This window comes from Paenibacillus sp. EB106-06-01-XG199, from assembly GCF_058791575.1.
In genome coordinates, this window is the sequence record NZ_JBYTDQ010000002.1 from 406,321 (window position 1) to 430,786 (window position 24,466).

Annotated in this window: 25 protein-coding genes; 6 read left to right on the forward strand and 19 right to left on the reverse strand. The window is 49.4% G+C overall.

From position 1 onward, the window contains the following. Window positions 1-236: 236 nt before the first annotated feature. The 6 genes from AC3WT9_RS07725 to AC3WT9_RS07750 form a co-directional block, all read right to left on the reverse strand. Entirely contained in the window at window positions 237-1,385 is a 1,149-nt protein-coding gene (locus tag AC3WT9_RS07725; RefSeq protein WP_341378379.1) for a DUF4179 domain-containing protein, read from the reverse strand. Beyond that, window positions 1,375-1,911, reverse strand: a complete 537-nt coding sequence (locus tag AC3WT9_RS07730) for a sigma-70 family RNA polymerase sigma factor (protein WP_341378378.1) — start codon at window positions 1,909-1,911, stop codon at window positions 1,375-1,377. The genes AC3WT9_RS07725 and AC3WT9_RS07730 overlap by 11 nt, the downstream gene beginning before the upstream one ends. A 167-nt stretch (window positions 1,912-2,078) precedes the next feature. Further along, complete coding sequence (locus AC3WT9_RS07735) at window positions 2,079-3,311, reverse strand: aminopeptidase (RefSeq protein ID WP_341378377.1); 1,233 nt, start codon at window positions 3,309-3,311, stop codon at window positions 2,079-2,081. Window positions 3,312-3,422: 111 nt separating this feature from the next. After that, window positions 3,423-4,073 (reverse strand): hypothetical protein, encoded by a 651-nt coding sequence (locus AC3WT9_RS07740; protein ID WP_341378376.1) that lies wholly within the window; start codon window positions 4,071-4,073, stop codon window positions 3,423-3,425. Next, window positions 4,066-4,557 carry a sigma-70 family RNA polymerase sigma factor gene (locus AC3WT9_RS07745; protein WP_341092610.1) on the reverse strand — a complete coding sequence of 164 codons (492 nt, stop codon included), beginning with the start codon at window positions 4,555-4,557 and terminating at the stop codon, window positions 4,066-4,068. The genes AC3WT9_RS07740 and AC3WT9_RS07745 overlap by 8 nt, the downstream gene beginning before the upstream one ends. A 143-nt stretch (window positions 4,558-4,700) precedes the next feature. After that, a complete protein-coding gene (locus tag AC3WT9_RS07750) occupies window positions 4,701-5,048 on the reverse strand; it encodes a hypothetical protein (RefSeq protein ID WP_341092609.1) in 348 nt (115 codons plus the stop codon). Window positions 5,049-5,237: 189 nt separating this feature from the next. Between AC3WT9_RS07750 and AC3WT9_RS07755 the strand changes: the two genes are divergently transcribed. Beyond that, window positions 5,238-6,374, forward strand: a complete 1,137-nt coding sequence (locus tag AC3WT9_RS07755) for a VanZ family protein (protein ID WP_341092607.1) — start codon at window positions 5,238-5,240, stop codon at window positions 6,372-6,374. Between the two features lie 85 nt (window positions 6,375-6,459). Here AC3WT9_RS07755 and AC3WT9_RS07760 read toward each other — a convergent pair whose 3' ends face one another. After that, window positions 6,460-7,224 carry an exodeoxyribonuclease III gene (locus AC3WT9_RS07760; protein ID WP_340899846.1) on the reverse strand — a complete coding sequence of 255 codons (765 nt, stop codon included), beginning with the start codon at window positions 7,222-7,224 and terminating at the stop codon, window positions 6,460-6,462. Between the two features lie 138 nt (window positions 7,225-7,362). Here AC3WT9_RS07760 and AC3WT9_RS07765 point away from each other — a divergent pair, with 138 nt between their 5' ends. After that, window positions 7,363-8,532 (forward strand): MFS transporter, encoded by a 1,170-nt coding sequence (locus tag AC3WT9_RS07765; RefSeq protein WP_341092606.1) that lies wholly within the window; start codon window positions 7,363-7,365, stop codon window positions 8,530-8,532. A gap of 308 nt (window positions 8,533-8,840) precedes the next feature. On the opposite strand, the gene AC3WT9_RS07770 is transcribed toward AC3WT9_RS07765, so the two are convergent. Continuing rightward, a complete protein-coding gene (locus tag AC3WT9_RS07770) occupies window positions 8,841-9,944 on the reverse strand; it encodes a citrate synthase (protein WP_341092604.1) in 1,104 nt (367 codons plus the stop codon). Between the two features lie 118 nt (window positions 9,945-10,062). Beyond that, on the reverse strand, window positions 10,063-10,914 hold the full coding sequence (locus tag AC3WT9_RS07775) for a helix-turn-helix transcriptional regulator (RefSeq protein ID WP_341092602.1): 852 nt from the start codon (window positions 10,912-10,914) through the stop codon (window positions 10,063-10,065). Between the two features lie 136 nt (window positions 10,915-11,050). Here AC3WT9_RS07775 and fabF point away from each other — a divergent pair, with 136 nt between their 5' ends. Beyond that, the gene (gene fabF, locus AC3WT9_RS07780) at window positions 11,051-12,292 is read left to right on the forward strand and encodes a beta-ketoacyl-ACP synthase II (protein WP_341092600.1); all 1,242 of its coding nucleotides are present in this window, start codon (window positions 11,051-11,053) and stop codon (window positions 12,290-12,292) included. Between the two features lie 191 nt (window positions 12,293-12,483). On the opposite strand, the gene abnB is transcribed toward fabF, so the two are convergent. The 8 genes from abnB to AC3WT9_RS07820 form a co-directional block, all read right to left on the reverse strand. Then, window positions 12,484-13,917: an arabinan endo-1,5-alpha-L-arabinosidase AbnB gene (abnB, locus tag AC3WT9_RS07785; protein ID WP_341378374.1), complete on the reverse strand. Its 1,434-nt coding sequence runs from the start codon at window positions 13,915-13,917 to the stop codon at window positions 12,484-12,486. Between the two features lie 187 nt (window positions 13,918-14,104). Then, window positions 14,105-15,175 (reverse strand): ABC transporter ATP-binding protein, encoded by a 1,071-nt coding sequence (locus AC3WT9_RS07790; RefSeq protein WP_038590915.1) that lies wholly within the window; start codon window positions 15,173-15,175, stop codon window positions 14,105-14,107. Window positions 15,176-15,313: 138 nt separating this feature from the next. Beyond that, window positions 15,314-15,853: an HXXEE domain-containing protein gene (locus AC3WT9_RS07795; RefSeq protein WP_341378372.1), complete on the reverse strand. Its 540-nt coding sequence runs from the start codon at window positions 15,851-15,853 to the stop codon at window positions 15,314-15,316. An 89-nt stretch (window positions 15,854-15,942) separates the two neighbouring features. Then, window positions 15,943-16,923 carry a phosphotransferase family protein gene (locus AC3WT9_RS07800; protein ID WP_341092593.1) on the reverse strand — a complete coding sequence of 327 codons (981 nt, stop codon included), beginning with the start codon at window positions 16,921-16,923 and terminating at the stop codon, window positions 15,943-15,945. Window positions 16,924-16,928: 5 nt separating this feature from the next. Next, on the reverse strand, window positions 16,929-17,897 hold the full coding sequence (locus AC3WT9_RS07805) for a sugar phosphate isomerase/epimerase family protein (protein WP_341092591.1): 969 nt from the start codon (window positions 17,895-17,897) through the stop codon (window positions 16,929-16,931). Between the two features lie 39 nt (window positions 17,898-17,936). Then, window positions 17,937-19,007 (reverse strand): Gfo/Idh/MocA family protein, encoded by a 1,071-nt coding sequence (locus AC3WT9_RS07810; RefSeq protein WP_341092589.1) that lies wholly within the window; start codon window positions 19,005-19,007, stop codon window positions 17,937-17,939. A gap of 44 nt (window positions 19,008-19,051) precedes the next feature. Further along, window positions 19,052-20,149, reverse strand: coding sequence for a Gfo/Idh/MocA family protein (locus AC3WT9_RS07815; RefSeq protein WP_341092588.1), 1,098 nt, complete (start codon window positions 20,147-20,149; stop codon window positions 19,052-19,054). Beyond that, the gene (locus AC3WT9_RS07820; RefSeq protein ID WP_341378371.1) at window positions 20,142-20,909 is read right to left on the reverse strand and encodes a sugar phosphate isomerase/epimerase family protein; all 768 of its coding nucleotides are present in this window, start codon (window positions 20,907-20,909) and stop codon (window positions 20,142-20,144) included. The genes AC3WT9_RS07815 and AC3WT9_RS07820 overlap by 8 nt, the downstream gene beginning before the upstream one ends. Before the next feature lie 309 nt (window positions 20,910-21,218). On the opposite strand from AC3WT9_RS07820, the gene AC3WT9_RS07825 reads away from it, so the two are divergent. After that, on the forward strand, window positions 21,219-22,037 hold the full coding sequence (locus AC3WT9_RS07825; RefSeq protein WP_492407530.1) for a helix-turn-helix domain-containing protein: 819 nt from the start codon (window positions 21,219-21,221) through the stop codon (window positions 22,035-22,037). On the opposite strand, the gene brfA is transcribed toward AC3WT9_RS07825, so the two are convergent. Further along, window positions 22,038-22,250 carry a ribosome rescue factor BrfA gene (gene brfA / locus AC3WT9_RS07830; protein WP_341092582.1) on the reverse strand — a complete coding sequence of 71 codons (213 nt, stop codon included), beginning with the start codon at window positions 22,248-22,250 and terminating at the stop codon, window positions 22,038-22,040. Window positions 22,251-22,467: 217 nt separating this feature from the next. On the opposite strand from brfA, the gene AC3WT9_RS07835 reads away from it, so the two are divergent. Continuing rightward, a complete protein-coding gene (locus AC3WT9_RS07835) occupies window positions 22,468-23,148 on the forward strand; it encodes a TIGR00266 family protein (protein WP_341378370.1) in 681 nt (226 codons plus the stop codon). 56 nt (window positions 23,149-23,204) lie between these two features. Here the strand turns inward: AC3WT9_RS07835 and AC3WT9_RS07840 are convergent, their stop codons facing one another. Then, on the reverse strand, window positions 23,205-23,795 hold the full coding sequence (locus tag AC3WT9_RS07840) for a TetR/AcrR family transcriptional regulator (protein ID WP_492407531.1): 591 nt from the start codon (window positions 23,793-23,795) through the stop codon (window positions 23,205-23,207). Between the two features lie 98 nt (window positions 23,796-23,893). Here AC3WT9_RS07840 and AC3WT9_RS07845 point away from each other — a divergent pair, with 98 nt between their 5' ends. After that, window positions 23,894-24,439, forward strand: a complete 546-nt coding sequence (locus AC3WT9_RS07845; RefSeq protein ID WP_341378368.1) for a hypothetical protein — start codon at window positions 23,894-23,896, stop codon at window positions 24,437-24,439. The last annotated feature ends 27 nt before the right edge of the window (window positions 24,440-24,466 follow it).

Here is a 24,466-nt window from a genome sequence, read left to right on the forward strand (position 1 = left end):
GAGGGGAATTTTGGAACTGGAGGAACGGTAGTGTCCGCCTGAAAGCTTTCCGAAGGAAAGCTAGCATCATTGAAGGCATAAGCAGTCTTCGGATTTCTACCGCTATAGCGGTTAAAATCAAGAAATTTGAAGACAACAGCGGCCGGAAGTCCAAATATTCACTGTAGTTGCGACTGGTCCTAAAATCTAAAACCACAAGTTCAATCTATATAGTTTCAGTGTGTACAAGGCAAAGGTTATTGATTAACTACAGGAATCTTAAGCTTGATCTCCGATAGTCCCTCTTCCTCTGATCCAGTCTTAATTAACAGCTCCATAGACCTTGGGTTATCCAAAAGATTGCTGCTGAGCAGATAACTAAAACCCTCATCCGTCCCGCCCCCGGAGTACGAGAGAAGCTGATCTACATCCTTTTTCGTCTCAGAGGCAATTTCCGTTCCTCTGATCGCCACAAACAATTTGTCTCTTATCTGCCATTGATCACGCTCGTTCTCCTTCATCGCCATATTCACCCTGGTCATTAACGGAGAGAATTCAACCTGGGTCAGCGTTATCTCATGCCCTTCAAGTGTAAAAGTCTTGTCGGGATATATGGTTTGGGTTGGATGCTCCTTAAACTTGGAAGCTAAAGTAAAACTGATTTTAAGACTGGGAGAATATTGTACATCTTCATAAGCAATTTCCGAATTGGGGTCCTCCATCATGCCAGGATCTACCAAAGCAATTTTAAAATCCGCTTCCAGCTGTTCAGGGAATGGCTTGTTACGGTCGAGGTCGAATGTGCTCCGCCCGATGAATTTACTGTAACTCTTCACACCCGGTCCCCTAAAATGGCTGGCCACCCGCATCGTATCTTTCAAATAACTGTTCGTTGCCTTGTCTTCAAGTTTTGCACTATTTATACTGTGAATCTCCTTAGCGTTATCTGTGGTAGCCGTGTATAGCATAATAAGCTTATTCTCGTCCGCAGTAACGGCGTTCAAGGTCACCGTAAAGCCTTCGCTGCTCACCGATTTGTTGATCTTTTGAATATATCCGTTTCTAAGTGCGGAATATACGGTTTCGTCGTCGACATCAAATGAAGAAAGATCTTTGAAATCCTCCAGCCCTGTCCAGTCGATTCTTTGCAACAGCCGGGCCGTTTGCGGCTCTGACTGGATATAGGGAAGAACAAACAGCAGAATGGCGACCGCAGCAGCTGCGGCAAATCCCATGAATGTGCTTCTGGAGAATAAAGCCATCTTGCTTTTTCGCTTACCCCTCTCAAGCCCCTTTTGAACCGCAAATCTTATCGCGCTGCTCTGCTGCTCCAATTCCACTTCTACCTGCTGGTGCATCTGAACCGCGTTTGACAGCAATTCCTCTTCTTCCTTGTTACTGATCATTCCAGTCACCCCGATTCCTGATAATCGTCCTAAGCTGCTTAAGCCCTTTATGCTGCCAGGTTTTGATTGTCCCTTCCGGCTTATTCAACAATTCCGCAATCTCGGTCAACGTCATGTCATTGTAGTATTTAAGCAGCAGCACATGACGGTACTTGGGTTTCACTTGTTCAAGTGCCCAGAGCATTTCCATCCTGCTGGTATTATGCATTGTAACGGGCTCCTGCATTTGTTCGTCCGCTGTCGGAACACTGCGCTTGCGTCTTCTCTGCTCATCTATGCAGACATATATCAGAATCCGGATGATCCAAGATTTAAATGCCTTGGGATCTTTCAGCGTTTTCCGCTTGATCCAGGCCCGGCAGGTCATTTCCTGTACCGCTTCCAGCGCATCGTTCCGGTTGCCCAAATAACTGTAAGCTAGGCGATACAGCTGCTCACTATGCTCCATCACAGTGTCATAGAACACAGATTCTTCCCGCGACACTGTGCTGCTAACCCTCTTCATCTCTACCCCGGACATCGTCATCTTTCCTCCTCCTTCCCCCTTCCTTACATAGTTAAGACGGGGAGAGCACGTAAACAGTTTTCTTAAATTGTAATTTATCCTTTTCTTCACTCCGCAAAGTGAAAATTGACAAAAAAAAAGCCGTAACCCAGCCTTTCAGCGGTCTACGACTTTAAGATAAATGTATTTTACAGCACCCAGTTTCCTTTGCGGAATACGGGTTCAATGGTACCATCCGCCAGTTCACCGTCGATATCAAGCTCAGCTGAGCCGACCATGAAATCAACATGCGTTAAACTTACATTGGCGCCTTTCGCCAGCAATTCTTGGCTGCTAAGTCCAACGCCGCCTTCAATATTGACAGGGTAGGCACTGCCCAGCGCAAAATGGCAGGAAGCATTCTCATCGATGCCTGTATTATAGAATACCCGGCTCATACGGGAAATTGGCGAGTCGTGCTGCACCAGGGCCACTTCGCCCAGATAGGAAGCACCTTCATCCGTTTCCAGAAGTGAAGTCAGATGCTCACGCCCGGACTCGGCATCGTATGCGGTAACCTTGCCGTTTGTAAAAGTAACGGTGATGCCATCCACTAGACGCCCGTTCAAATTCAAAGGAAGGGTACTGGCCACTGTGCCGTTGACGCCTGTGCGACGCGGCATCGTATAGATTTCTTCCGTAGGCATGTTCGCTACGAAGTATACTCCGCTGCCATTCTCCCCGCCGCCGCCGCGCCACAAATGGCCTTCAGGCAGCTCCAAATGCAGGTCCGTGCCGGGGGCGCGGTAATGCAGGCTTTTGTAGCGCTTGGCATTCATCCGGTCCTGGCTTTGCTTCAGCTGGGCAATATGCTCCCGCCAGGCAGCAACAGGGTCCTCACTGCCTACGCGGTTCATCTGGAATACCGCTTTCCACATCGCTTCCACTCGTTTTTCTGCTGGAAGATCGGCAAATACCTTATCCGCCCATGCACGCGTCGGCGCTTTGATGAGGGACCAGCTGATTTTATTGTTCCGGGTATAGTTCTGATATTTCTTCCGCGCCACTGCAGCAGCCTTGACGGCTGTTGATACTTTCGAGGAATCAATGCCGCGGAACAGCTCCGGATCGGGTACTTTAATATGTAAGATTGCTCCACCCTCTTCGGCAAAACCCTCCAGCATATCCGCATGCCATTGCGGGTAATAACCAAAAGAGTCTTCGGGAGCCTTTTCGTAACGGATGCGCGTAACCGCCTCATCATCCCAGTCAACCATGACGTATTTAGCACCGGCCTCATAGGCTTTGCCTACGATCAGGCGCGTAAGCTCGGCTGTCTCCAGGGGAGAATGGATCATCAGCACTTGTCCAGGCTGTACATTTACTCCGACCTTCACAACGAGGTCCGCATATTTCTCCAGCATTACTTCAAAATCCTTCATGACTTCTTTTCCTCCATATCTAAGATTGCTGTAGTTCTACAAATCCAAACGAACTGCTCTTGTTATTTTAACGCAAAATGATCCTCGTTGCGATTCTTTATGATTTGACCTCTACTGTTGCTCATTTCCCACCAGTTTACCAGAGTAAGTACCGGATTCGTCAGACTGTATCCTAATAAGCGCCCTGCCAATTTCAGTATGATTGCTGTAGGCAGTAAGGGTCAGTTCACACTCCCTATTCTTGCTGGGTAATGGCGACCAATAAATCGTATCTCCGGATGCAATGGCCGTCTTTGTTCCGAGCTCATGCACCATATAATCCGGCGGAGTCCAGCGAAGAAAACTGCCCTCTGTTGTCTGCAGCCTGATTTCATCCGCGCCGTCAGCCGTAATCTGTATCGGAAATCCCGGCGACCTGCTGTTGGTCACACGATAGTCCCCGATGGGGAACTTAATTTCCGGCTGTACCTGTTGCGGCTCACCGTTTGCGGCATACACCGTTACCGCGAAGATGTCTGACAGGAAGGGGCGTTGACCCGGCTGGCGCTGGCCGTTACTCTGGATCAGAAACAAACTAAGCAGTGAAAGAAGAACCAGCGCTGCGGTGATGATGGATACGGCAGGTTGTAGTCTATAACGGCGGGTTAGCACAGGCTTACCTGTATCCGATTCAGCTTTTTCCTGAACGGCTTTCTTCACTATCCTCTCTGCAAGCTCTGTTGAAGCCGTAATTTTCCTCATCCCAGTCACATATTTATTCATCCTCCATCCCTCCCATTACGGCTTTCAGCCGCTCTCTTGCACGCTTCAGCTGTGTGCGGACTGTACCTTCTTTATACTGCAGCATTGCGGCGATCTCTGCCGTGCTGTAATTTTCGAAATAATAGAGATGAATGACTATCCGGTATTTGACGGGAAGCTTCAGCACTGCTGATACCAACTCCCGCTCCTCCGCTTCAGGTATGGGCAATTCCGGTCTTTCCAGAGCAGAGATGTACCTTTTCCATGGGCTTCGCAGCATGTCCTTACACCGGTTAATAGTGACTCTTATCATCCATGCCCGTTCATGATCCTGATCTGCAAACTCAGGATGATGCTGGAACAGTCTGATAAAAACATCCTGGCAAATATCCTGCGCATCAGCCATATTCCTGACATAAGCTAAGGCAAGCCGCAGTACCATGTCTGAATGTTTCCGGACCATTTCAGTTATGTATTTCTCAGTGCAGGGCAATTGTTTCTCCAATCCGTCTCCCCCCTTCACTGATAACACGCCGGAACCAGCGAATATGTTTCACTTCTTCACAAAAAAACGGCCCCATGCAGGAGCCGCTGTCTGTTTCTCATAGATAGGGCAAAGGGTTCTTTTAACCCGTGCAACATCAGTGCCTATTGTTTATCCACCTGCAACAAGGTCACGGTCTTCACAGCGTAAGTATGCTGAATCTTTTCTTCTGCGATGATATTCAGTTTGGTCAGACTGGCCACCTTTGCCGGATCAGTCTTTGAGAGCAGACGCCAAACCTCCGGGTCGGACAACGTGTTGTACAGCTTTTCATCATCATATTCCTTGCGGTTCTGCGTGACAAGCTTAACCTTGTAGCTGCCAATCACTGCCTCCGTCTCCCCGAGTTCACTGCAGTAAGACAAAATATCCTGCCGCAGCTCGGCCAATTCCTTCTCAAGCTCCTTTTGTTTTGTTTTGAGTTTATAATACTGCTGAACCTTCTTCTCCATGATTGCTCACGCTCCTCTCCAAACATATGTATGCCGGATGAGGCCAATAAATAAGTTGAGCCCTATTCCATAAACTTCTATAATGAAATAGATTCTGCTGCAGTGATTCCGCCAGTAAGCAACGTCTAACAGCAAGGGTATCTTCCTGTGCGGGTAAGCTCAGTAAACTAACAAAATGGCAGGTGAACCATGTTTCAATCGTATCTATTTCCGATCTCATACGCCTTTATGACCTTTCCTGTAGCGGCGCTGTTCTTCACGCTGCCTTTTCTCATTGTTCAATACCGGAAGCATGGATATATCAACAAGATCAGGGCAGTTGTTCTTTATTTGCTGCTGCTCTATCTGCTGAACGCCTTATATCTCATCATGCTGCCGATGCCGGCGTCCCGGCACAACCTGCCCCCTTCGGGCAATACAATTCAGCATATCCCACTGCAATTTATTCAGGAGATTCTGAAAGAAGGCAATTTTTCCGTTCAGCAACCCTCAAGTTATCTGGCATTACTGCGCGAGCCTGCATTTCTTCAGACCATGTTCAACATCGTCTTGACGATTCCCTTCGGCTTGTTCCTGGGCTACTACTTCCGCACCAGGTGGGTGGTGTGCATTCTGCTGTCCTTTTCGCTCTCATTGCTGTTCGAGGTCACACAGATCACCGGCATTTACGGTATCTTTGATTATCCTTACCGTATCTTTGATGTCGACGACCTGATCACCAATACGCTTGGCGGGATGATCGGATTCAGAATTGCCTTGTGGATTTCAGGATTGCTCCCAAAGATCGAACAGCTCGACAACCACGAGGATCTGGCGGCCAAAAGAGTCACCTTCACCCGACGCAGCATCGCATTTATGCTGGATGCCTTCGTATGGCTGACCGGGCTCACTCTGCTGAATGCTTTGTCTGTATCAGGAGCATTCTGGATATCAACCAGTGTCTTCTGTCTGCTGGTGCCCTGTCTGGCCGGAGGAAGAACACTTGGCAAATGGATTGTGCGCATCCGCATAAGCACTCAAGGGGAACGGCTCCGGCTATGGATGCTGATCACCAGATACTTGCTGCTGTATGGGCTCCTGATTGGAATGAACCGCCTAATTCTTGTTTCTTCTCAGCTCGACGGTCTGACTCCTGCCCTAGCAACAGTTGTTCGTATTGCTGTATTTCTAGGGGATATGGCCTTCATTGTTCATCTATTTATCGGAATCTTTAAGAAAAAACGAGTGTTGTTCTATGAGAACATAAGCCAGACCTGCAATGTAATTACATGGCCGGAGAAGCCGCAGGAATCCGCTAAGGATGTTACAGATTCAGTTGTCAATTAAGAGAGTTGTTCATGAATAGCTAAAGAGGCCATGTTCCCCTTACCGGGGACGCACGGCCTCTTTGCCTTTTGAAAGTATAATATAATTAGGAATCCAGTTCCTTAATCGTCAGCACCACCGGACAATGGTCGCTGCCGAGGACATTACACTCGATACCGGCCTCCACCAGCTGCGGAGCCATCCGTGATGAAGCCAGGAAATAATCAATCCGCCAGCCGACATTGCGCTCTCTGATCTTCGGCATATAGGACCACCAGCTATACGCCCCTTCTGTGTCAGGGTAAAAATATCTAAAGGTATCCACAAAACCCGAGTCAAGCAACGTCGTCATTTTACCGCGCTCTTCATCGGTAAATCCTGAATTCCCCCGGTTGGATTTCGCATTTTTCAAATCAATATCCTGATGGGCGACGTTGAGGTCACCGCAGACTACAACCGGTTTATGCTGATCCAGCGCCAGCAGATAATTGCGGAATCGGTCCTCCCATTCCATTCTATATTCCAGACGGGTCAAATCCCGTTTGGCATTCGGAGTATATACATTTACGAGATAGAAACCGGCAAATTCCAAAGTAATAATCCGGCCTTCCGGCTCTGTATCCTCCTCTATTCCATATCGTACGGAGAGCGGTTTGATTCTGGTAAAGACCGCCGTTCCCGAATACCCCTTCTTAAGGGCATAATTCCAATATTGCATATATTCCTCACCCTGCTCCAGGACAATTTGCCCCTCCTGCAGCTTTGTTTCCTGCACACAGAAGATGTCTGCGCCGCTTTCCTTAAAGAAATCGTTAAAGCCTTTGTTCACACAAGCTCTCAGACCATTTACATTCCAGGACACCAGCTTTATCATCGTCATTCTCCTTACATTTCACTAGAATTATCCCCAGTGTAACATATTATAAGCTGTTTAGAGTTGCTAGGCATGATACAATAACTGGGCTTGCTTCTTCCAATCTACTAAAATACGCGGGGGTTCATATAAGTGATGAATATACCAAAACTGCTACGCAGCTTTAACTTTTTATATTTTGCCCTGCTCGCCATGTTCATTCCCTTTCTTCCGGTCTACCTGGATAATCAGGGTCTGAGTCCGGCACAAATCGGATTCGTTGTCGGCACCGGCGGTTTCATAACGATAGTCGCCCAGCCGCTATGGGGAATGATCAGTGACCGGACCAAAACAATCCGCAAAGTACTGCTGTTCCTGCTGCTGTGCTCCGCCATTGTCGGCTACCTGCTGTATATCTCAAGCAGTTACAGCCAACTGATTCTGTTCGCTATGCTGCTCTACTTTTTCCTAATGCCGATTGATCCGTTGACAGAAAGCCTCAATTTCCGTATCGCCGAGTCTTCCGGGATCAGCTACGGCTCGATCCGCACCTATGGAGCGCTCGGTTATGGTATCATGGCGCTGCTGACCGGATATGTAATGTATTATTTTGGCGCACAAGGTCTAGGACTGCTGTTTGCCGGCAGCAGTCTGCTAGGCTTCCTGGTCAGCTGGAACATGCCGGATGCCCCGGTTACCGGGAAACCGGTCACCCTGGACAGTCTCAAGCATTTCCTCTCCAACAAAGAAACGCTGTTATTTCTGCTGCTGGTCTTTGTCAGCTCTGTACCGGCAAGAATGAACGATACTTTTCTGGGGGTATATATTATTGATCTGGGCGGAGGATCGGCGTTGGTGGGACAGTCATTTTTCCTTGCGGCAATAAGCGAAATCCTTGTCTTTGCCTTGAGCTTCTGGTGGCTGCGCAAAGGCAAAGAGCTGATTATCATCGCTTTTGCGGGAGCCTTCTATTTCCTTCGTTTCTTTATTTCTGCCTGGGTTACCGATCCGCAGCTGCTCACTTACCTGCAGGTTCTGCAGTTGCTCACATTTCCCGTCTTCTACTCGGCGGCTATCCAGTACTTGTACAGCATTGTACCGGAGGAATGGCGGGCTACGGGCCAGACAGTGCTGGCACTTCTGTTCTTTGGGGTGTCGGGCATCCTGGCCTCATATGCGGGAGGTGCCATTTATGACAGGTTCGGGGGAAAAACGTTCTTTTTATGCGTATCAGCAATGTCCTTTACCGGCATGATCTTTGGCCTCATTCTTTACCGGATTTATGGTAGAAATAGCCGTAAGGGAGAACATGCAGCAACTCTATAAGACCGGATGCCGCGTCAGCGCTAAGGAGTATCAATATAATCTGGAGAGCACAATGATTGGAATAATGATCCGTTCGCGGAACGTTCTAAATTGTGCTAATCTCTTAAGTCATTCGCTGCTGCATTAATAGAAACGGAGAATATAATGTTCTATCATTGGAAAGCAGAGCTGCCTCTGATTTCTAATGTAATGCCAGAGTATCCCGCCCATGCTCTCTCATTTCACTCCCCCTGCTAACATCCCTGGACGTTCAACGGCCAGGGATGTTTTGCGCGCTATAAGATAAACAGATTACATACTGCTTGTTCTTAGAACTCCCCTTCAGGCATAGGTCCCGTATATATGGATTGCGGACGAAAAATACGGTTGTTGGCAGCTTGCTCCAGAATATGCGAGGTCCAACCCACAATTCTGCCGGACGTAAACGTAGGGGTGAAGATCTCCGGGTCCAGTTCCAGTGCCTGCAGGATCGCGGCAGCATAGAACTCAACGTTAGTGAACAACCGGCGTCCCGGTTTGAATTCCTCAAGCAGGCGGATCGCCGTATGCTCGACATGAATCGCCACATCAAAGGAAGGATCCTTGCCGATCATTTCCTCGGTAGCAATCTTGAGCGCTTCGGCGCGGGGATCTTTGGTCTTGTAAATGCGATGACCGAAGCCCATAATCTTGCCACCTTTATCCAGAACCTCACGGATCCATGGCTCAGCCCGCTCCTTCGTTCCAATATCCGCCAGCATCGAGATGACTTCGGAGGGTGCTCCGCCATGCAGCGGACCTTTCATCGCCCCAATGGCACCACATACGGCTGCACACATATCAGATTCAGTGGAGAGAACCACGCGTCCGGCAAAAGTCGAGGCATTCATTCCATGCTCCATGCAAAGAATCAAATACGCACTTAGTGCCTGCACATGGGCTTCCTCCGGAATTTGTCCATTCAGCATATACAAATAATTAGCGGCATGCCCAAGCTCTGGAAGCGGCTCCACAATAGGCAGTCCTTTTAACCTGCGGTATCTGTAAGCAATAATCGTTGGCAATAGCGCAGTTAACCGCACGGCTTGCCGGAGCGTCGGCGGCCATGTTGCATTCCCCTGCTCCCCTAAAGCAGCTACTGTGCTTTGCAGAACCAGCATCATCGGAACCGAAGCCGGGAGCAGATCAACAATTCTGCACAGATACTCCGGCATCGCTCTGGCCGCTGCCATTTCCAGCTTCAACATCTCCAGTTCCTCCGAACTTGGCAGCTGGCCATTCCACAGCAAATAAGCTACTTCTTCGTAACTTCGGCTTATTGCAAGTTCTTTCGCCCAATATCCGCGGTAAACCAAATAACCCTTTTCTCCGTCTACCAAACCAATTTCTGTTTCTCCAGCCACTACGCCTTCCAACCCGCTTACTGTTGCCATTGCACTTAACCCCTTTTCCGATCCAATAGGAATTGAACACTATATTAGGAGTATATGCTGTAAACCCCATATTGCATATTTATAGTTTTTTATGAATACATAAAAATAATTTATCAGGTTAATGGATCGCAGGCTGCCCGATAAGCTGCTTCAGCTTGGATTCTGTATTTGAAGCTCCTGCGGGGGTATAGATGCTGCAGCGCAGATCCGTGCTTCCGTGAACCTGAAGTGAGGTTAGATGAAACAGCATCTTACCGGCTTTGGCATGGCGGAATTCGAGCACCACATCGGGAGCTGAGCTAACTTGGCTCTCCTCCCAAAGTGCTTGAAACGCAGGATGTTTGCCCTTCATCTCCGCAATAAAATCATCATACCAGTGATCCTCAACATACTGCCCGTAGTACGCCCGGAAAATAGCCAGATAACCCCTGACGAATTGTTCCCAGTTCACGGCAAGCCGCTGAAATTCCTTGCGTTCGAACAAGAGGCGGATCATGTTCCGTTCTTCTTGCGGCAACGACGCAAAATCCAGAAAAACATGCGCCGCCGCTTCATTCCAGCCGACGATGCCGCAGCGCCGGTCCGAAATAAGGGTCGGGCAGGTGGTAAGCTCCTGCAGAATTTTCTGTAGTGGCGGGCTGATGACGGAAACCTCCACCTGCTCAAATGGCATACTTCCGGGACCATTCTCAAGGGCCAACGCGAATAAATAGCTTCGCTCATCCTTGGTCAGCTGCAGTGCGGAGGCAATGCAATCCAGCACAGAGGCCGATACTTTGATATCACGTCCCTGTTCCAGCCAGGTATACCATGTGCTGCTGACTCCGGCAAGTTGCGCTACCTCCTCTCTGCGGAGCCCGGGTGTTCGTCTGCGCGTCCCTTCCGGCAAGCCTGCGTCAGCGGGAGAGATCGCCGCCCGGCGTGATTTTAAGAAATCTGATAATGCCTGAAGCCTCGTCTGATTGGACAATATCTGTTCCTGCCTTTCTGAAACCGTCCTATAAATAGTAGTAATTATACTAGTATAAACTACAACTTGTAATAGGATAAGTAAAGTGGAAAAATACTAGTATAACCCCTATATACAAGGATGGAGGAAGACAATTATGGAACGCGTTGTAATTACCGGGATGGGCTTGATCTCACCGCTCGGCAACACTGTAGAGCAATTCTGGAGCCGCCTGACTGCAGGCGAATCGGGAGTTTCCGAAATAACTTCATTTGATCCCTCACATTTCAAATCCAAAATTGCCGCTGAGGTGCGGGACTTCGATCCTGAGGGCAGATTCGGCCGCAAGGAAACCCGCCGGATGGACCGGTTCACCCAATTCGCACTGGCTGCCGCCGAAGATGCGTGGGCGCATTCCGGTCTTCAGCGGGATCAGATTGACAGAGAACGGCTTGCTGTATATGTAGGTTCCGGGGTAGGCGGCATTCATACCTTGATGGAGCAAGGGGATATACTGCGGACACGGGGACCGGAACGAGTCAGTCCCACCTTGATACCCATGCTGATCTCTAACATGGCGGCTGCGACGATCAGCATTAAGCTGGGAGCGTTGGGTCCTACTCTCTCCCCGGTCACCGCCTGTTCAATCGGCAATACGGCGATCGGAGAAGCGTTCCGGTTAATCCGTTACGGCGGGGCTGATTGTGTAATTGCCGGAGGCTCCGAGGCGGCGGTCAGCGAGATTTCGTTAGCCAGCTTCGGAAACGCCACTTCCTTATCTACCTGCAACGATGAGCCCGCGAGAGCCAGCCGCCCGTTTGACGGCAAGCGTGACGGGTTCGTTATCGGCGAAGGCGGCGCGATTATCATTCTGGAATCACTCTCCCACGCCTTGCGCAGAAATGCCGTGATTCATGGAGAAGTCATCGGTTATGGCGCCAGCTCTGATGCTTATCACATGGTAGCCACCCATCCGGAAGGCATCGGTGCTTATCAGGCGATGAAGCTTGCACTCCGCGAAGCGGGAATCAAGCCGGAGGAAGTGGATGTTATCAGCGCCCATGCAACCAGCACCATTATCGGGGACCGCTCGGAAACATTGGCGATTAAGAAGCTGTTCGGGGAAGCGGCTTACCGCATTCCGGTTACCGCCAACAAGTCGATGACCGGCCACACGCTTGGAGCTGCCGGCGGGCTGGAAGCCATCGCTCTGATTCAAAGCCTGAGTAGCGGCATCATTCCGCCTACCATCAATCAGGAAACCCCTGATGAAGTATGCGACCTGGATTATGTGCCTAATATTGCCCGCAAAGGCGAGCTCAAGATTGGAATCTCCAATTCTTTTGGTTTTGGCGGCCATAATGCCGTTATTGCCCTAAGCAAGTACGACAATGGATAACGTAATCCGACCTGCAAGTGGAAACGGCTTCGCCGCCCTCCGCCCTCATAAGGACGGTGTCCGTTTCAGAGAGAGATTGAAGGATAATATATTGCATGAAGCAAATAAATGCTTATATTTTCAAAAAAAGGCTCCAGCTCACCGTTCTTTACAGTGGGCTGGAGCTTTTGGTCAAATCCATAGTAATAGATCTATTTGCTCTCTGCTGCTGGCGAGACATGACTTCCCCAGATAGCAATCCCCCCGGCAGAAAGTGCGCTGAACGTCATGACTTGGCTCTCAACGGCTTCATTCCATTCTTGCAGGAAGACACCACTGTACACAGTCCCGTCTATTGTCAGCTCAGCATTGTGTTCTCCGCTTATCGTCCATGTTCCCGTTACCGCTCCCGATATCTTACCGTCGCCGCCCAGCTGAATCAGTTCCGACTGAATTGTAGTTGCAGTAATGTCTTTGCCATGATTCACATATTTGTAATCTCCGGCGACTTCCGCTGCAGTATAAGTCCCGATCTTCTCACCGCTGTAACGATGAGGAGCGACAACCGGCCAGCCGTCCTTGTTCATGAACATCTGATGTACGCGGACTTCGTGTTCTTCTCCCCGGTTAGGGAAACGCGTATGGAAGATCAGATAATATTCTTTCTTCTTCGCATCATAATAAGCCGAATTATGTCCCGGTGACAAGTAGCCCACCTCGCTTACAGCATTCTCAGTTGAACTATTGATGAACTTAAAGTTGCCCATCAGCTTCACCCCGTAAGGTGAATAAGCCGGATCATCGAACAGCTTGCCGGCCGTGCCCTTGGCGTCAATCATCGCTTTGCCTTCGGAATCTTCAAAGGGACCATCAGGATTCTTGGAACGCGCTACGCGGATATTATAGCCGCCTTTGGTGTCCAGTCCCCCGTAGGAGAGAAACAGATAATAGTAATCGGTTTCAGGACTGTACAGCATATAAGGGCCTTCAATCCGGGCGTGATTTGCTCCCAGCAGCTTTTTGCCATAGCCTTGATCCGGTAACGGGAAGCCGGTAGCTGCATCCAGCTCCATAATGAAGATCCCGCCGGAATAGGAGCCGTACACCATCCACAGCTTACCCTCTTTATCAATAAACACATCAGGGTCAACCACATTCGGTTTGACAGCAGCATCATAAATTTCACCGTCATTGCCTACACCAGCCATGCCGGATTTCAGGATAATCCCCTGATCCTTATACGGTCCTTCAATCTTGTCGGCTACCGCAATACCCATTGCAGACAACGGAGAATCCCCACGGCAGGCGTTATAGTACATATAGAACTTCCCGTCTGCCAGCTGAATCACATCCGGTGCCCACAGTGTGTCCGACTGGGCCCAACTCAGGGTCTGGCTTAATTCCTCGGTGACGTTGGGAATCAGCACGTTGCCGTCTGCTACGCCGGAGGAAATTTGTTTCCATGATATCAGGTCCTTGGATTTGGCCGAAGCCAAATGGGAACCGAATACATAATATGTATTGTTCACCTTAATAACAGAAGGATCATGTACTGAAACATTATCGAACTTCGGCGTACCGCCATCACCGCTGCAGCCTGCCAATAATGTTAACGAAATCAATGTGGTCAATGTGTATTTTTTCATTATCTTACCTCCTATGTATACCCTTACATTTTGCTGCGAAAATAACAATTAGTCAATACTTTTATTTATACATATTAGTTTCGTTTTAAATATATATGAAATATATATTTCTGCTCCCACGCAAAAAAGCGCCAAGCCTTACGAAGGCCTGACGCTAAGCTCAATAGTATACCATTACTTGATCTAACTAATTCACGCTGAAGCTTTCCACCAGAACCGGCTCTGGATAAGCATTTTTCAGTACGCGTTGTCTCTTCTTCACAACTTCAGGCGGCTCTACAGCCGGAGCCATCGGATGCATCAGCCAGGATTTCACCAAATGGGAGTCCGAAACCTTATACATTGGCGGCTCTTTCTCCATATCGATTTGCATCGCATAGGTGCTGCGCAAGGCAAAGGCGTCGCCCTTAGGCGGTTTGATCAGATCGGGAGGGGTTCCTGGAATGGCTGTAAGCTTGGTGCCTTTGCTTTCCAGACTCGGCATGGAAGCGAGCAATCCCCAGGTATATGGATGTCTTGGGTCATAGAAAATTTCTTCCGCTGTGCCCATCTCGACAATTTGTCCGGCATACATAACAGCTACACGGTCGGCCATTCGGGCCACGACACCGAGATCATGGGTGATAAAGATGATTGCTGTATCAATTTTCTTCTGGATATCCTTCATCAGGTCAAGAATTTGCGCCTGAATCGTTACGTCGAGCGCTGTTGTCGGCTCATCGGCAATCAGCAGCTTAGGGTTGGCTGCAAGTGCCATAGCAATAACGACACGCTGGCGCATCCCGCCGCTGAACTCATGCGGGTACTGCTGGAAACGACGCTCAGGTGAAGGAATTCCCACCAAATTGAGCAATTCGACACCCCGTTTGTATGCAGCGTCTTTGGACATTTTCTCATGTTTGAACAGAACCTCGGTAATTTGCTTACCGACCTTCATCATCGGATTCAGCGAGGTCATCGGATCTTGAAAGATCATACCGATTTCCTTACCGCGAATCTTCTGCATTTGCTTCTCACTCTTCTTAATCAGGTCTTGACCATCGAACAAAATCTGTCCACGTTTATAAATGCCCTGCGGCTCAGGAACAAGCTTCATGACCGCTTGGGAAGTTACGCTTTTACCGGAACCGGATTCGCCTACAATCGCCAGTGTTTCCCCTTTATTTACATGGAAGTTGACGCCACGGATTGCTTGCACTTCTCCGCCGCGTGTTTTGAAAGATATTGCTAGGTCCTTTACCTCTAAAAGGCGCTCCATCCTGTCACCCTCTCTGCTCTTTTCAAGATATGATAATGATTCTCAGTATATAGAAAGGCAATAAGTATTATTTTATCTATCTTTATAGTCTTACGTCAAGTGCTTTCTGAAAATGTGTCTTTAGAGATTCAAGCGGTTTCACCCTTGATTGCGGCGCATTCTGCTCTTCATCAGGCCCCAGACAGCCGGTGGAGCCAGGCATAGCAACAGCAATAGCGACCAGCCTATATCCGCAAAGCTAACGGTCTCTGTCTCCAGCAGCCTGTAAAAAGCATAAAGTGAATAAGGCAATGCTACTAACAACGCGGTTACTACGCCGGGAGTATACAGTTTCAAAAAGACACTTTGCCCCAGATGTGTAAAAACATGCAGCAGGAAAACGGCAAGAACCGCCAGATATAACAAGTAAAAAGAAAAGAATACTGCAAGTACGGTCACTGTTACTATCAGAATATACACGAACAGCACATCCATAGCAAAAGCCCGCGTCGTCATGCGCATGGTACTCCTATACATTGTGCTCATGTACTTAGGAAGAGTCTCTTCCACGCGGCTGCCGTATTTGCCTGCCCAAGACTCAACAGTAAGAATTTCTTCAAAATCATGAAACATGAAGCATACAGGCAGCAACCACAACAAGCTTATCGTATCGATATGAAGATTCAGCCAACTCAGCATTTGTAAACCATCCCCACAAAACATGTGTTTCCGGTTAATCAGAGCAGCAAGAAGACCGGTCTCCCTTCAGAGGACCGGCCTTCCGCGTTCTATTTTATGGCCTCACCGCTGCCGGTGAATGTTCTCCAGCTCTCCGCCAGGTTATCCAAGGTCCAGCTTACATGATTCTCATCCTTATACTGCCGTGAATAACACTCAATCACAAGGATGAGGTCGAGATACAGGTCATAGAGTTTCTTGCGCCGCAGCTCGTTCGGGCTGTCGAAGGTGAGACCATAGCCTTTGTGGAAGGCTGCTGAGTCCTCGAAGTGCCGGAAATAATACTCCTGCAGCACATCGCCCCACAGCGCTCTCTCCCAATCAATAATGGAGACAATAACTCCATCCTTCACAAACAGATTGCCATTCCACAAATCCCAATGCACAAGCCGGGGTTCCGTCACCTCATCAAGGGCAGGATAATATTGCTCCAGCACCCGTTTAATTTCATCGTGGGACGCCGGTAATTTGGCTTCCAGTCTGGCGGCATCAGCAAGCAGGTTATTCATCAGCGAAGTGAAGCTCTCCCGCCATGAGGCTACCGTTCCTTCCGGCATCTGTCCAAACAGGCCAAACCGCGGTCCCTTAATCTCGTTAATCAACCGCTGGTACCGTCCCAGCTCCTGCTCGATGGAGGCTCTTTGCTCGACGGACAAAGTATCTTTCACTTCACTGTAGGGCTGCCCTTCAATCTTCTCCATGAAAAAATAGGGAGATGGGATCAGTTGGAGGCTTTCGTCATAACTGTATACGGCTGGCACAGGAATATCACCGGCTGCCTTGACCAGCTGCAGGGCTTCTACTTCTGCCCGCATAATATCCTTCTCATAGCTTAACGTTTCGGTCTCATCTGCAGGAGCAATCTTCAGAATCACAGTCTGGCCATTGCTTAATTCAAGATCGTAAGCCGTATTAAAAAAACCTCCGGTCAGCTCCGAGCAAGAGACAATCCCCGCTTCTTTGCCGAAAGCCGTCTCAACCAGCAGTGCCAGCTGCCCGTCATCCAATTTGACTTTAGTGAAGCTATCCATAGAACTTATACCCACCACATATCAGCAAGCGGCTCTTCAATCAGCACTTGACGAAGATTGTCTACCGCTTTGGAGAACCCTTCTTCAATGGACATCAGTCCATCTTCATGTTCGATACTGACTACATAATCATAACCTACCAATCGAAGGGCACTGATGATATCTGCCCAGACCTTCACGTCATGTCCATAACCGACTGAACGGAATTGCCAGGCACGGTCAAGCATATTGGTATACGACTGCATATCGGTCAATCCGTACATATTCACATTAACCGGATCAATCACTGTATCCTTAGCGTGGAAGTGATGAATCGCGCCCTGGCGGCCGAGAATATGTATGGCCTGCACCGGATCAATGCCTTGCCACCACATATGGCTGGGATCAAGGTTGGCCCCGATAGCTTCACCTGCAGCTTCTCGCAGGCGCAGCAATGTCGCTGGCGTATGCACGGAAAACCCTCCGTGCAGCTCTAAGCCAATCTTGACGTCATGCTGTGTTGCGAATAAGCCCATTTCCTTCCAGTAAGGAATAACCTTATTCTCCCACTGCCAAGCCAGAATTTCCTGGTAATCGTTCGGCCATGGAGCAACCGGCCAGTTGGGGTATTTGGCATCCTCATGGTCACCCGGGCAGCCCGAGAAGGTGTTTACAACCTGAACCCCGAGTTTTTGCGCCAGTTTAACAGAGTTCACGAAATCTTCGTGGTCCTTGCGGGCCAGCTCTTTCTGCGGATGCAGCGGATTGCCGTGGCAGCTTAGCGCACTGATCATCAGGCCGCGTGACTCCACCGCATGCTTAAATTCCTTCAGCGCCGTTTCATTCTCAAGCAGCAGCTTCGGATCACAATGGCTGTTGCCCGGGTTGCCGCCGGTACCGATCTCCACTGCCTTAAGTCCTTTGGAAACCACATAATCCAACGCATCCTCAAGCTTACGACCGCCGAAAAGCACCATAAATACACCAAGTTTCATTGCCCTGCCGCCTCTCACATTGTAATATTCCGCTGCTCTTTAAGCTTCGTAAGTATCAAAATCCTTAATGACTTGATTGCTCTCAGCAGCCTCAAAAATCGCTTCAATCAGATTCTGCACACGCAGCACTTCCGCATTCTTGACGATCGGCTCAGCCGTACCTTCAATTACAGCGACAAAATTGTTGTAGAAACCATCCGCAAGCTCTGCTGCCGGCGGCAGTGCTTCGGTAATGGTCGAGCCTTCCGAAGGCGGTGCCATCGTCTTGGTCAAGCCGACACCGGCACGGATCGGTGTGGGCTCCCGGTGTTCACTTTCACTATTGCGGGTAACAATTCTTCCGGTCAGCGACCAGTCTTCGATTACTGCTGAACCTTCAATCCCTTTCACATACCATCTTGGCAATGTGATGAAGTTGGTCGTGCCGACCTCAACGATCGCCTTGATGCCATTTGCGAATTGCAGCACCGCTTCAAATCCGTCATCGACATCATTGCCGAGAATATAGCTCAGAGTGCTGGTTACGCTGATCACTTTACTGTCGATCATAAACAGCAACTGGTCCAGCAGATGTACGCCCCAATCGAGCAACATACCTCCACCCTGCTCCTTCACATGGCGCCAGTCGCCGGGAATGCCATTGGCACCATGTACGCGGGACTCAATCTGGAACAGTGCTCCAATCGTTTCCGTCTCGTACATTTGCTTGATCACGCGAAAATCCTCATCCCAGCGTCTGTTCTGATGAACCATCAGGACGCGTCCGGCTCCATCGGCCGCTGCAGTCATCTCCTTAAACTCAGCAGAGGACATGGCTACCGGCTTCTCACAGACGACATGCTTGCCGGCTTGGAGCGCACGGATGGCTATTTCTTTATGGACATCGTTCGGGGTTGCAATCAGCACCACCTCGACAACCGGGTCAGCAAGCACTTCCTCATAGCTGGCATAAGCTTTATAACCTGCTTCTACTGACGCTTCGCGCCGCACTTCCAGTAAATCGAACGTACCTGCGACTTCCAGGCGCTCATTCTCACCGATTAATTGTGCATGATAACTTCCCATTCCACCATAGCCGACGATGACCACCGAATGTTTGTTTGAACTCATGGATTCCACTCCTGCTTTTCTTATAGTATCCGTGTTAAATTCTCTTAGTTGTCAGAACTTCCGTCAAAATAGACTGCACGGCCAGTGCGTGCGGATTCATAAACAGCTTCCAGAATCTGCGTCACAACAAACGCTTGTTCAGGCTTGACGACCGGGTCCTTGTCTTCAATAACCGCCTCAAGCCACAAGCGGGCTTCGCGGTCAGCCTCGGTCTCTGCAGACCCGCTGTAGAAAGCAACGCCGCCGGAAGACAGGTCCACCTTCGTTTCATACAGGCGTCCGGCACGCTCTCCGTTAATGCGCAGGCCGTCTTTCATATCCGCACCGCCTTCGGTGCCTGCTAGCAGCGTCTTCGCTTCACCGAATTCAGCCACATTCAGTGCCCAGCTTGATTCCAGCACGATGGTTGCCCCGTTCTCCATTGTAATAAAACCGAAAGCGGAGTCTTCAACCTTAAATTGTTCAGGATCCCATGGACCGAACGCATTTGCGGCATTTTTACGCTGCCCCAGCTTGTGGAAGGTAGAACCGACCACTACACGAGGTTTATAATTGTCCATCAGCCAGAGTGTCAAATCCAGAGCATGCGTTCCGATATCGATCAGCGGACCTCCGCCCTGCTTCTCTTCATCCAGAAATACCCCCCAGGTCGGAACGGCGCGGCGTCGCAGCGCGATGGCACGGCCATAATAAATATCGCCCAGCTCCCCGCTTTCGCACATTCCCTTCAGATATTCACTATCTGCACGGAACCGGTTCTGATACGCGATTGACAGCTTCTTGCCAGTGCGGCGGGCAGCATCCAGCATGTCCTGAGCCTGCGCCGTTGTCTTGGCCATCGGCTTTTCGCACATCACATGGTTACCGGCTTCAAGCGCCGCAACCGTAATTTCGGAGTGACTGTCATTGGGTGTACATACATGCACAATATCAAATCCGCCCGCTGCTAGCAACTCACGGAAATCCGTATAGACTACTGCACCTTCGGCGCCATAGATTTTGGCAGCCTCCTGGGCACGTTCTTCCACGATATCGCAAAATGCTACCATTTCAGCATTCTGTTGACGGGATAGGCTTGGCATATGTTTGCCGTTTGCGATACCACCGCAACCGATAATAGCAATTTTAAGTTTATCAGACATGAACTTTTCCCCCTTGATTGGCATAGCCTTTAACCCATTTCATACTGTCCGCAACACTTTCCAGCGCCGGACGGCTGCAATAATCCTGTTCCACTACCGCCCACTCCACTCCAGCCGCATCAGCAGCCTCCAGAATCGCGGTAAGATTCACTTCACCTTCACCTAGTACAACAGTCTCTGCCGAGCCATCTTCGAGCTTCTTCATATCCTTTAAGTGGATAAGCGGCAAACGGCCGGCATATTTGTGGATATACTCAACAGGGTCATAACCGCCGTAGTACACCCAGCAGGTGTCCATTTCTACCTGAAGCAGCTCAGCAGAAACCTCTTCGAAGATACCGTCAAATGCGGTGCGCTCTCCAAAATGCTCCGTGAATTCAAAATCATGATTATGATAAGCGAAAACTGCTCCCCTTGCTCTGCATTTCTTTCCTATTATGCGGAAATTAGCAACAACCTCTTCCCAGTTACGCTGTTCCTCAGTCAAATAAGGCACAATCAGGTTCCGGTTGCCGATCTCAAGATTATAGCTGATTTCCTGCTCTGTATCGTTTAGCATGACATCATATGGACGATGTGCACCGAGAGCAACCAATCCCGTTTCCTGAAGCAGTCCCTTTACTTCCTCTGCTGTCCGGCCGAAAAAATCGTAAAATTCCACTCCCGCATATCCCAGCTCAGCCACCTTGCGCAGCGTTCCTTCGAAATCCTGCTCCAGCTCTGCTCTCAGCGTATACAACTGTAATCCAATCTTCAGCATCAATTCCTCACTCCTAGTCGTTGTAGAGTTAACTTGCGTTTATTCAAAACGGCGTACCTGCTTCGGCCACACTATGGAAATCACCTGAACAAAAGGGCTGTTATTCAAAAATGTCCTTTATATCTATTTCCTGCGACTTTGAAGCCCACGCCTGCTTATGTAGCTTCCAGAGCCGCCATACAGCCTCCTTCGCATCTTTTATATGTTTTTGCTTAGCTACATGGTAATATGAAAGCGTATATAATAAAATGAATAATATGATTAAAACATGAACAATCTGCTTATCATTTCAATAATCCAGGAGGACTCATGACATCTGCTGCTGCCTGCCACGTATTTTCTGCGGGATTCTCTTTTCACCGCAAGCCTTTCCATTCGTCGCTCAATGAAGGCCTCCAGAATTATCTCCTGCGATTGCAGACGGAGGGGCGCAGCCGGACGCGGATTGACGGTGTCATCTCCACAGTGGAGACCGGCGACCTTATGCTCTTCGCCCCGGATGATCCTTACTATTTAAGCATCGACAAAGAGAACTACCCTGTAGGCAAACCGCGGATTGAAAGCGGGGATTACCATATTTTTTGCGGCGGCCCATGGATCGAGGAATGGTGGACACGCAAACAGCGTCCTGCCCTTCTCCGCCTGCCGCGCAGCGATTATTTTCTCGGCTTATTCCGCCAGCTTGTGCTGGAGCAGCGCAGGCTCTCCGACTCTTCACCAGAGATTTCAGCGTGTTATCTGCAGATTTTATGTATGGAGATTGATAGACTGATGACCGAACAGCCTGTGATCTCACCTAAAGGTTATCTCTCCTACCGGATGAAGCAATATGTGGAAGAACATGCCGCTATTTCTTTCCGGCTCGAGGATGTGGCCAGCCACGTCGACATTTCTGTCTCCCGCGCGGTACATCTCTTTAAAGAAGCTTTTGGCACCAGCATAGTGAAATATGTAAATGACGTCCGGCTGGAAATGGCGCGGGAACGGATCACCTTCAGTCCGATGCCGCTGGAGCATGTCTCCGAAACCTGCGGTTTTGCCAACTATACTTACTTTCACCGCGTGTTCCGCAGCCGGTTTGGCATGTCGCCAAAACAGTACCGCATACACAGCAGGGCGCAGACTTAGTTATGAGGCCCCGTATAAATGCAAAGGAGCACCATCCCGAAAGATCCGCTCCTTGTGTTTGATCTTATTCAATTGTTGTTGTTTGCTGGGAGTAAGACGTACATGCTGGGAGATTGCGCTGTAGTCATCATTTGATCTCCTGTTTCTTGCGGCGCACCATGTTCCGGCGCGTTCTGCCTTGAGCAGAGCTTTTTGTGTTTTCGTGCGTGCCATTGCAGCAACACTCCTTTTGTATCGTTATGACCGGCAAGCCGTCTGCCGATACTTTAATTTTAACATATTCGCGACCTGATTTCCCGGTATAGTTAATTATAAAAATCTGGTACCCGCTTAAATCTAGAAGCTTGCAGACCAGAAAATGGTATAATATAGTATCCTTGTTTTACAGGAATTCCGTTATAAAAGCTAGGCAGAATCGGAGGAGAAATCAATGAAATACGATGTATTATATGATGGCGCTTTTGCCATGCTCAAGGTGCATTTGAACCCGGGTGAAAGTGTCAAGGCGGAAATGGGCGCGATGGTCGCCATGTCGCCGAATGTTGAGATCAGAGGTACGGTAGACGGCGGTTTAATGCGTGGACTTGGCCGGATGCTGAGCGGTGAGAAGTTTTTCTTCCAAGAGCTTACTGCCACACGGGGTCAAAGCGAAGTGCTGCTCTCCCCAGGAGCCATCGGCGATATCCAGGCGATTGAGCTTGACGGGTCGTACAAGCTGTATGTTCAGAAGGACGGCTTCCTCGCGGGAACCCATGGGATCCAGGTCAACACCAAAATGCAGAACCTGACCCGCGGCCTGTTCTCCGGCGAAGGATTCTTCATCATAGAAATCAGCGGCAGCGGAACGGTGTTCCTCTCCTCCTTCGGGGCAATCCATGCGATTAACCTCGCCCCTGGCGAGGAAATAATTATCGACAACGGGCACCTGGTGGCTTGGCCGGATTATATGGACTACAAGGTGGAAAAAGCCGCCTCCGGCTGGCTGAACAGCTTGACCAGCGGTGAAGCTCTGGTCTGCAGATTCCGCGGCGAAGGCGTGGTGCTGGTGCAGACCCGCAATCCGGGAAGCTTCGGAACATGGATCAAATCGTTTGTGCCAAACCGGCCTTAAGCCTGAGAAATAATAACACAAACAAGCTGCCATAATTCCAGGGCAGCTTGTTTGTGTTATTGAAGCAGACCCCGCAAATGGTAGGTTACAAGCGCGCTGAGGTCTTTCCGGGTTACTTGCTCCGGCTGGCTGATATGATGGAGCACCAGCCCGTCCACCAAGGCATGCAGCGCCATGGCTTCGGCCCTCAGGTCCAATCCCTCCTTAAGCAATCCCCGGGCCGCGAGATATTCAATGGCTTGGCTAAAGCCATCATACATAGCGTTATGTACCTCCTGTTTCAGCACCTGCAGCTCAGGGTCTGTAACAGCCTTTACGGAAAATGCCAGCCAGACCTCGGCCTCCACACTCCGTTCTTCATCCAGCGGCATCAGCTCATGGATAAACCGCTCGATGTCCTGCATTGGATGATCCGTAAATTCCATAGCTTCCATACGCGCGTTGACCCGATCCGACACCATTTTCATGGAGAAGGCAAGCAATTCTGATTGGGTGGCAAAATAATGGCGCAGCGATCCCAATGACATGTCGGCCTCGCTCGCTACACTTCTGACGGAGACTGCCTCCATCCCTTCCCGGCGGATAATTCGCCAGGCGGCCTCGGCTAACTGTTGGCGCCGTTCCTCATGATTCACTATTTTTGGCATAAGGCAATTATATCACAGTTGAATTTATAAGGTCATCCATGCTAAACTTACAGCAATTGATTTAATACACTTGTATTATTTAGGAGGAAAATACGAAGATGGCGTTATTTATTATTGGCTGTGAGATCGCCTTTTGGGTGTTTGTCCTGGCGGGGCTGACCTTCCGTTATATCCTCCGCAAGAAGCAGCTAGGAGCCATATTGCTGTTCTGCACTCCGCTGATTGATCTGGTGCTTATCGCCGTTGCGGTAATTGACCTGAGAAATGGCGCGGAAGCCACATTCATGCATAGTCTATCCGCCATTTATATCGGCGTATCTATTGCATGGGGCCACCGGATGATCAAATGGGCGGATGAACGGTTTGCTTACCGTTTTGCCGGAGGTCCAAAACCTGCTCCCAAGCCAAAACACGGCACAGCACATGCACACAATGAAAGAATCGGCTGGCTGCTTCATCTGCTCGCTTTTGCCATTGGTGCACTTGTGATGTACGGTATGATTGTTGTGACTGGTGATTCTTCCCGAACAGAGAATCTGTTCGAAACATTAAAAGTCTGGGCAATTATTGTAGGGATTGATGCGCTTATAAGTTTTAGCTACACTTTCTGGCCCAAACAAGCTAAAGGCAATGTGCAGAAATAACTAAATTAAGTATTTATTCCCAAAATA

Coding starts and splice junctions, on each gene's coding strand:
- AC3WT9_RS07725 (WP_341378379.1), bottom strand. CDS start 1,385: ATGATCAGTAACAAGGAAGAAGAGGAATTGCTGTCAAACGCGGTTCAG.
- AC3WT9_RS07730 (WP_341378378.1), bottom strand. CDS start 1,911: ATGACGATGTCCGGGGTAGAGATGAAGAGGGTTAGCAGCACAGTGTCG.
- AC3WT9_RS07735 (WP_341378377.1), bottom strand. CDS start 3,311: ATGAAGGATTTTGAAGTAATGCTGGAGAAATATGCGGACCTCGTTGTG.
- AC3WT9_RS07740 (WP_341378376.1), bottom strand. CDS start 4,073: ATGAATAAATATGTGACTGGGATGAGGAAAATTACGGCTTCAACAGAG.
- AC3WT9_RS07750 (WP_341092609.1), bottom strand. CDS start 5,048: ATGGAGAAGAAGGTTCAGCAGTATTATAAACTCAAAACAAAACAAAAG.
- AC3WT9_RS07755 (WP_341092607.1), top strand. CDS start 5,238: ATGTTTCAATCGTATCTATTTCCGATCTCATACGCCTTTATGACCTTT.
- AC3WT9_RS07765 (WP_341092606.1), top strand. CDS start 7,363: ATGAATATACCAAAACTGCTACGCAGCTTTAACTTTTTATATTTTGCC.
- AC3WT9_RS07770 (WP_341092604.1), bottom strand. CDS start 9,944: ATGGCAACAGTAAGCGGGTTGGAAGGCGTAGTGGCTGGAGAAACAGAA.
- fabF (WP_341092600.1), top strand. CDS start 11,051: ATGGAACGCGTTGTAATTACCGGGATGGGCTTGATCTCACCGCTCGGC.
- abnB (WP_341378374.1), bottom strand. CDS start 13,917: ATGAAAAAATACACATTGACCACATTGATTTCGTTAACATTATTGGCA.
- AC3WT9_RS07790 (WP_038590915.1), bottom strand. CDS start 15,175: ATGGAGCGCCTTTTAGAGGTAAAGGACCTAGCAATATCTTTCAAAACA.
- AC3WT9_RS07795 (WP_341378372.1), bottom strand. CDS start 15,853: ATGCTGAGTTGGCTGAATCTTCATATCGATACGATAAGCTTGTTGTGG.
- AC3WT9_RS07800 (WP_341092593.1), bottom strand. CDS start 16,923: ATGGATAGCTTCACTAAAGTCAAATTGGATGACGGGCAGCTGGCACTG.
- AC3WT9_RS07805 (WP_341092591.1), bottom strand. CDS start 17,897: ATGAAACTTGGTGTATTTATGGTGCTTTTCGGCGGTCGTAAGCTTGAG.
- AC3WT9_RS07810 (WP_341092589.1), bottom strand. CDS start 19,007: ATGAGTTCAAACAAACATTCGGTGGTCATCGTCGGCTATGGTGGAATG.
- AC3WT9_RS07815 (WP_341092588.1), bottom strand. CDS start 20,149: ATGTCTGATAAACTTAAAATTGCTATTATCGGTTGCGGTGGTATCGCA.
- AC3WT9_RS07820 (WP_341378371.1), bottom strand. CDS start 20,909: ATGCTGAAGATTGGATTACAGTTGTATACGCTGAGAGCAGAGCTGGAG.
- AC3WT9_RS07825 (WP_492407530.1), top strand. CDS start 21,219: ATGACATCTGCTGCTGCCTGCCACGTATTTTCTGCGGGATTCTCTTTT.
- brfA (WP_341092582.1), bottom strand. CDS start 22,250: ATGGCACGCACGAAAACACAAAAAGCTCTGCTCAAGGCAGAACGCGCC.
- AC3WT9_RS07835 (WP_341378370.1), top strand. CDS start 22,468: ATGAAATACGATGTATTATATGATGGCGCTTTTGCCATGCTCAAGGTG.
- AC3WT9_RS07840 (WP_492407531.1), bottom strand. CDS start 23,795: ATGCCAAAAATAGTGAATCATGAGGAACGGCGCCAACAGTTAGCCGAG.
- AC3WT9_RS07845 (WP_341378368.1), top strand. CDS start 23,894: ATGGCGTTATTTATTATTGGCTGTGAGATCGCCTTTTGGGTGTTTGTC.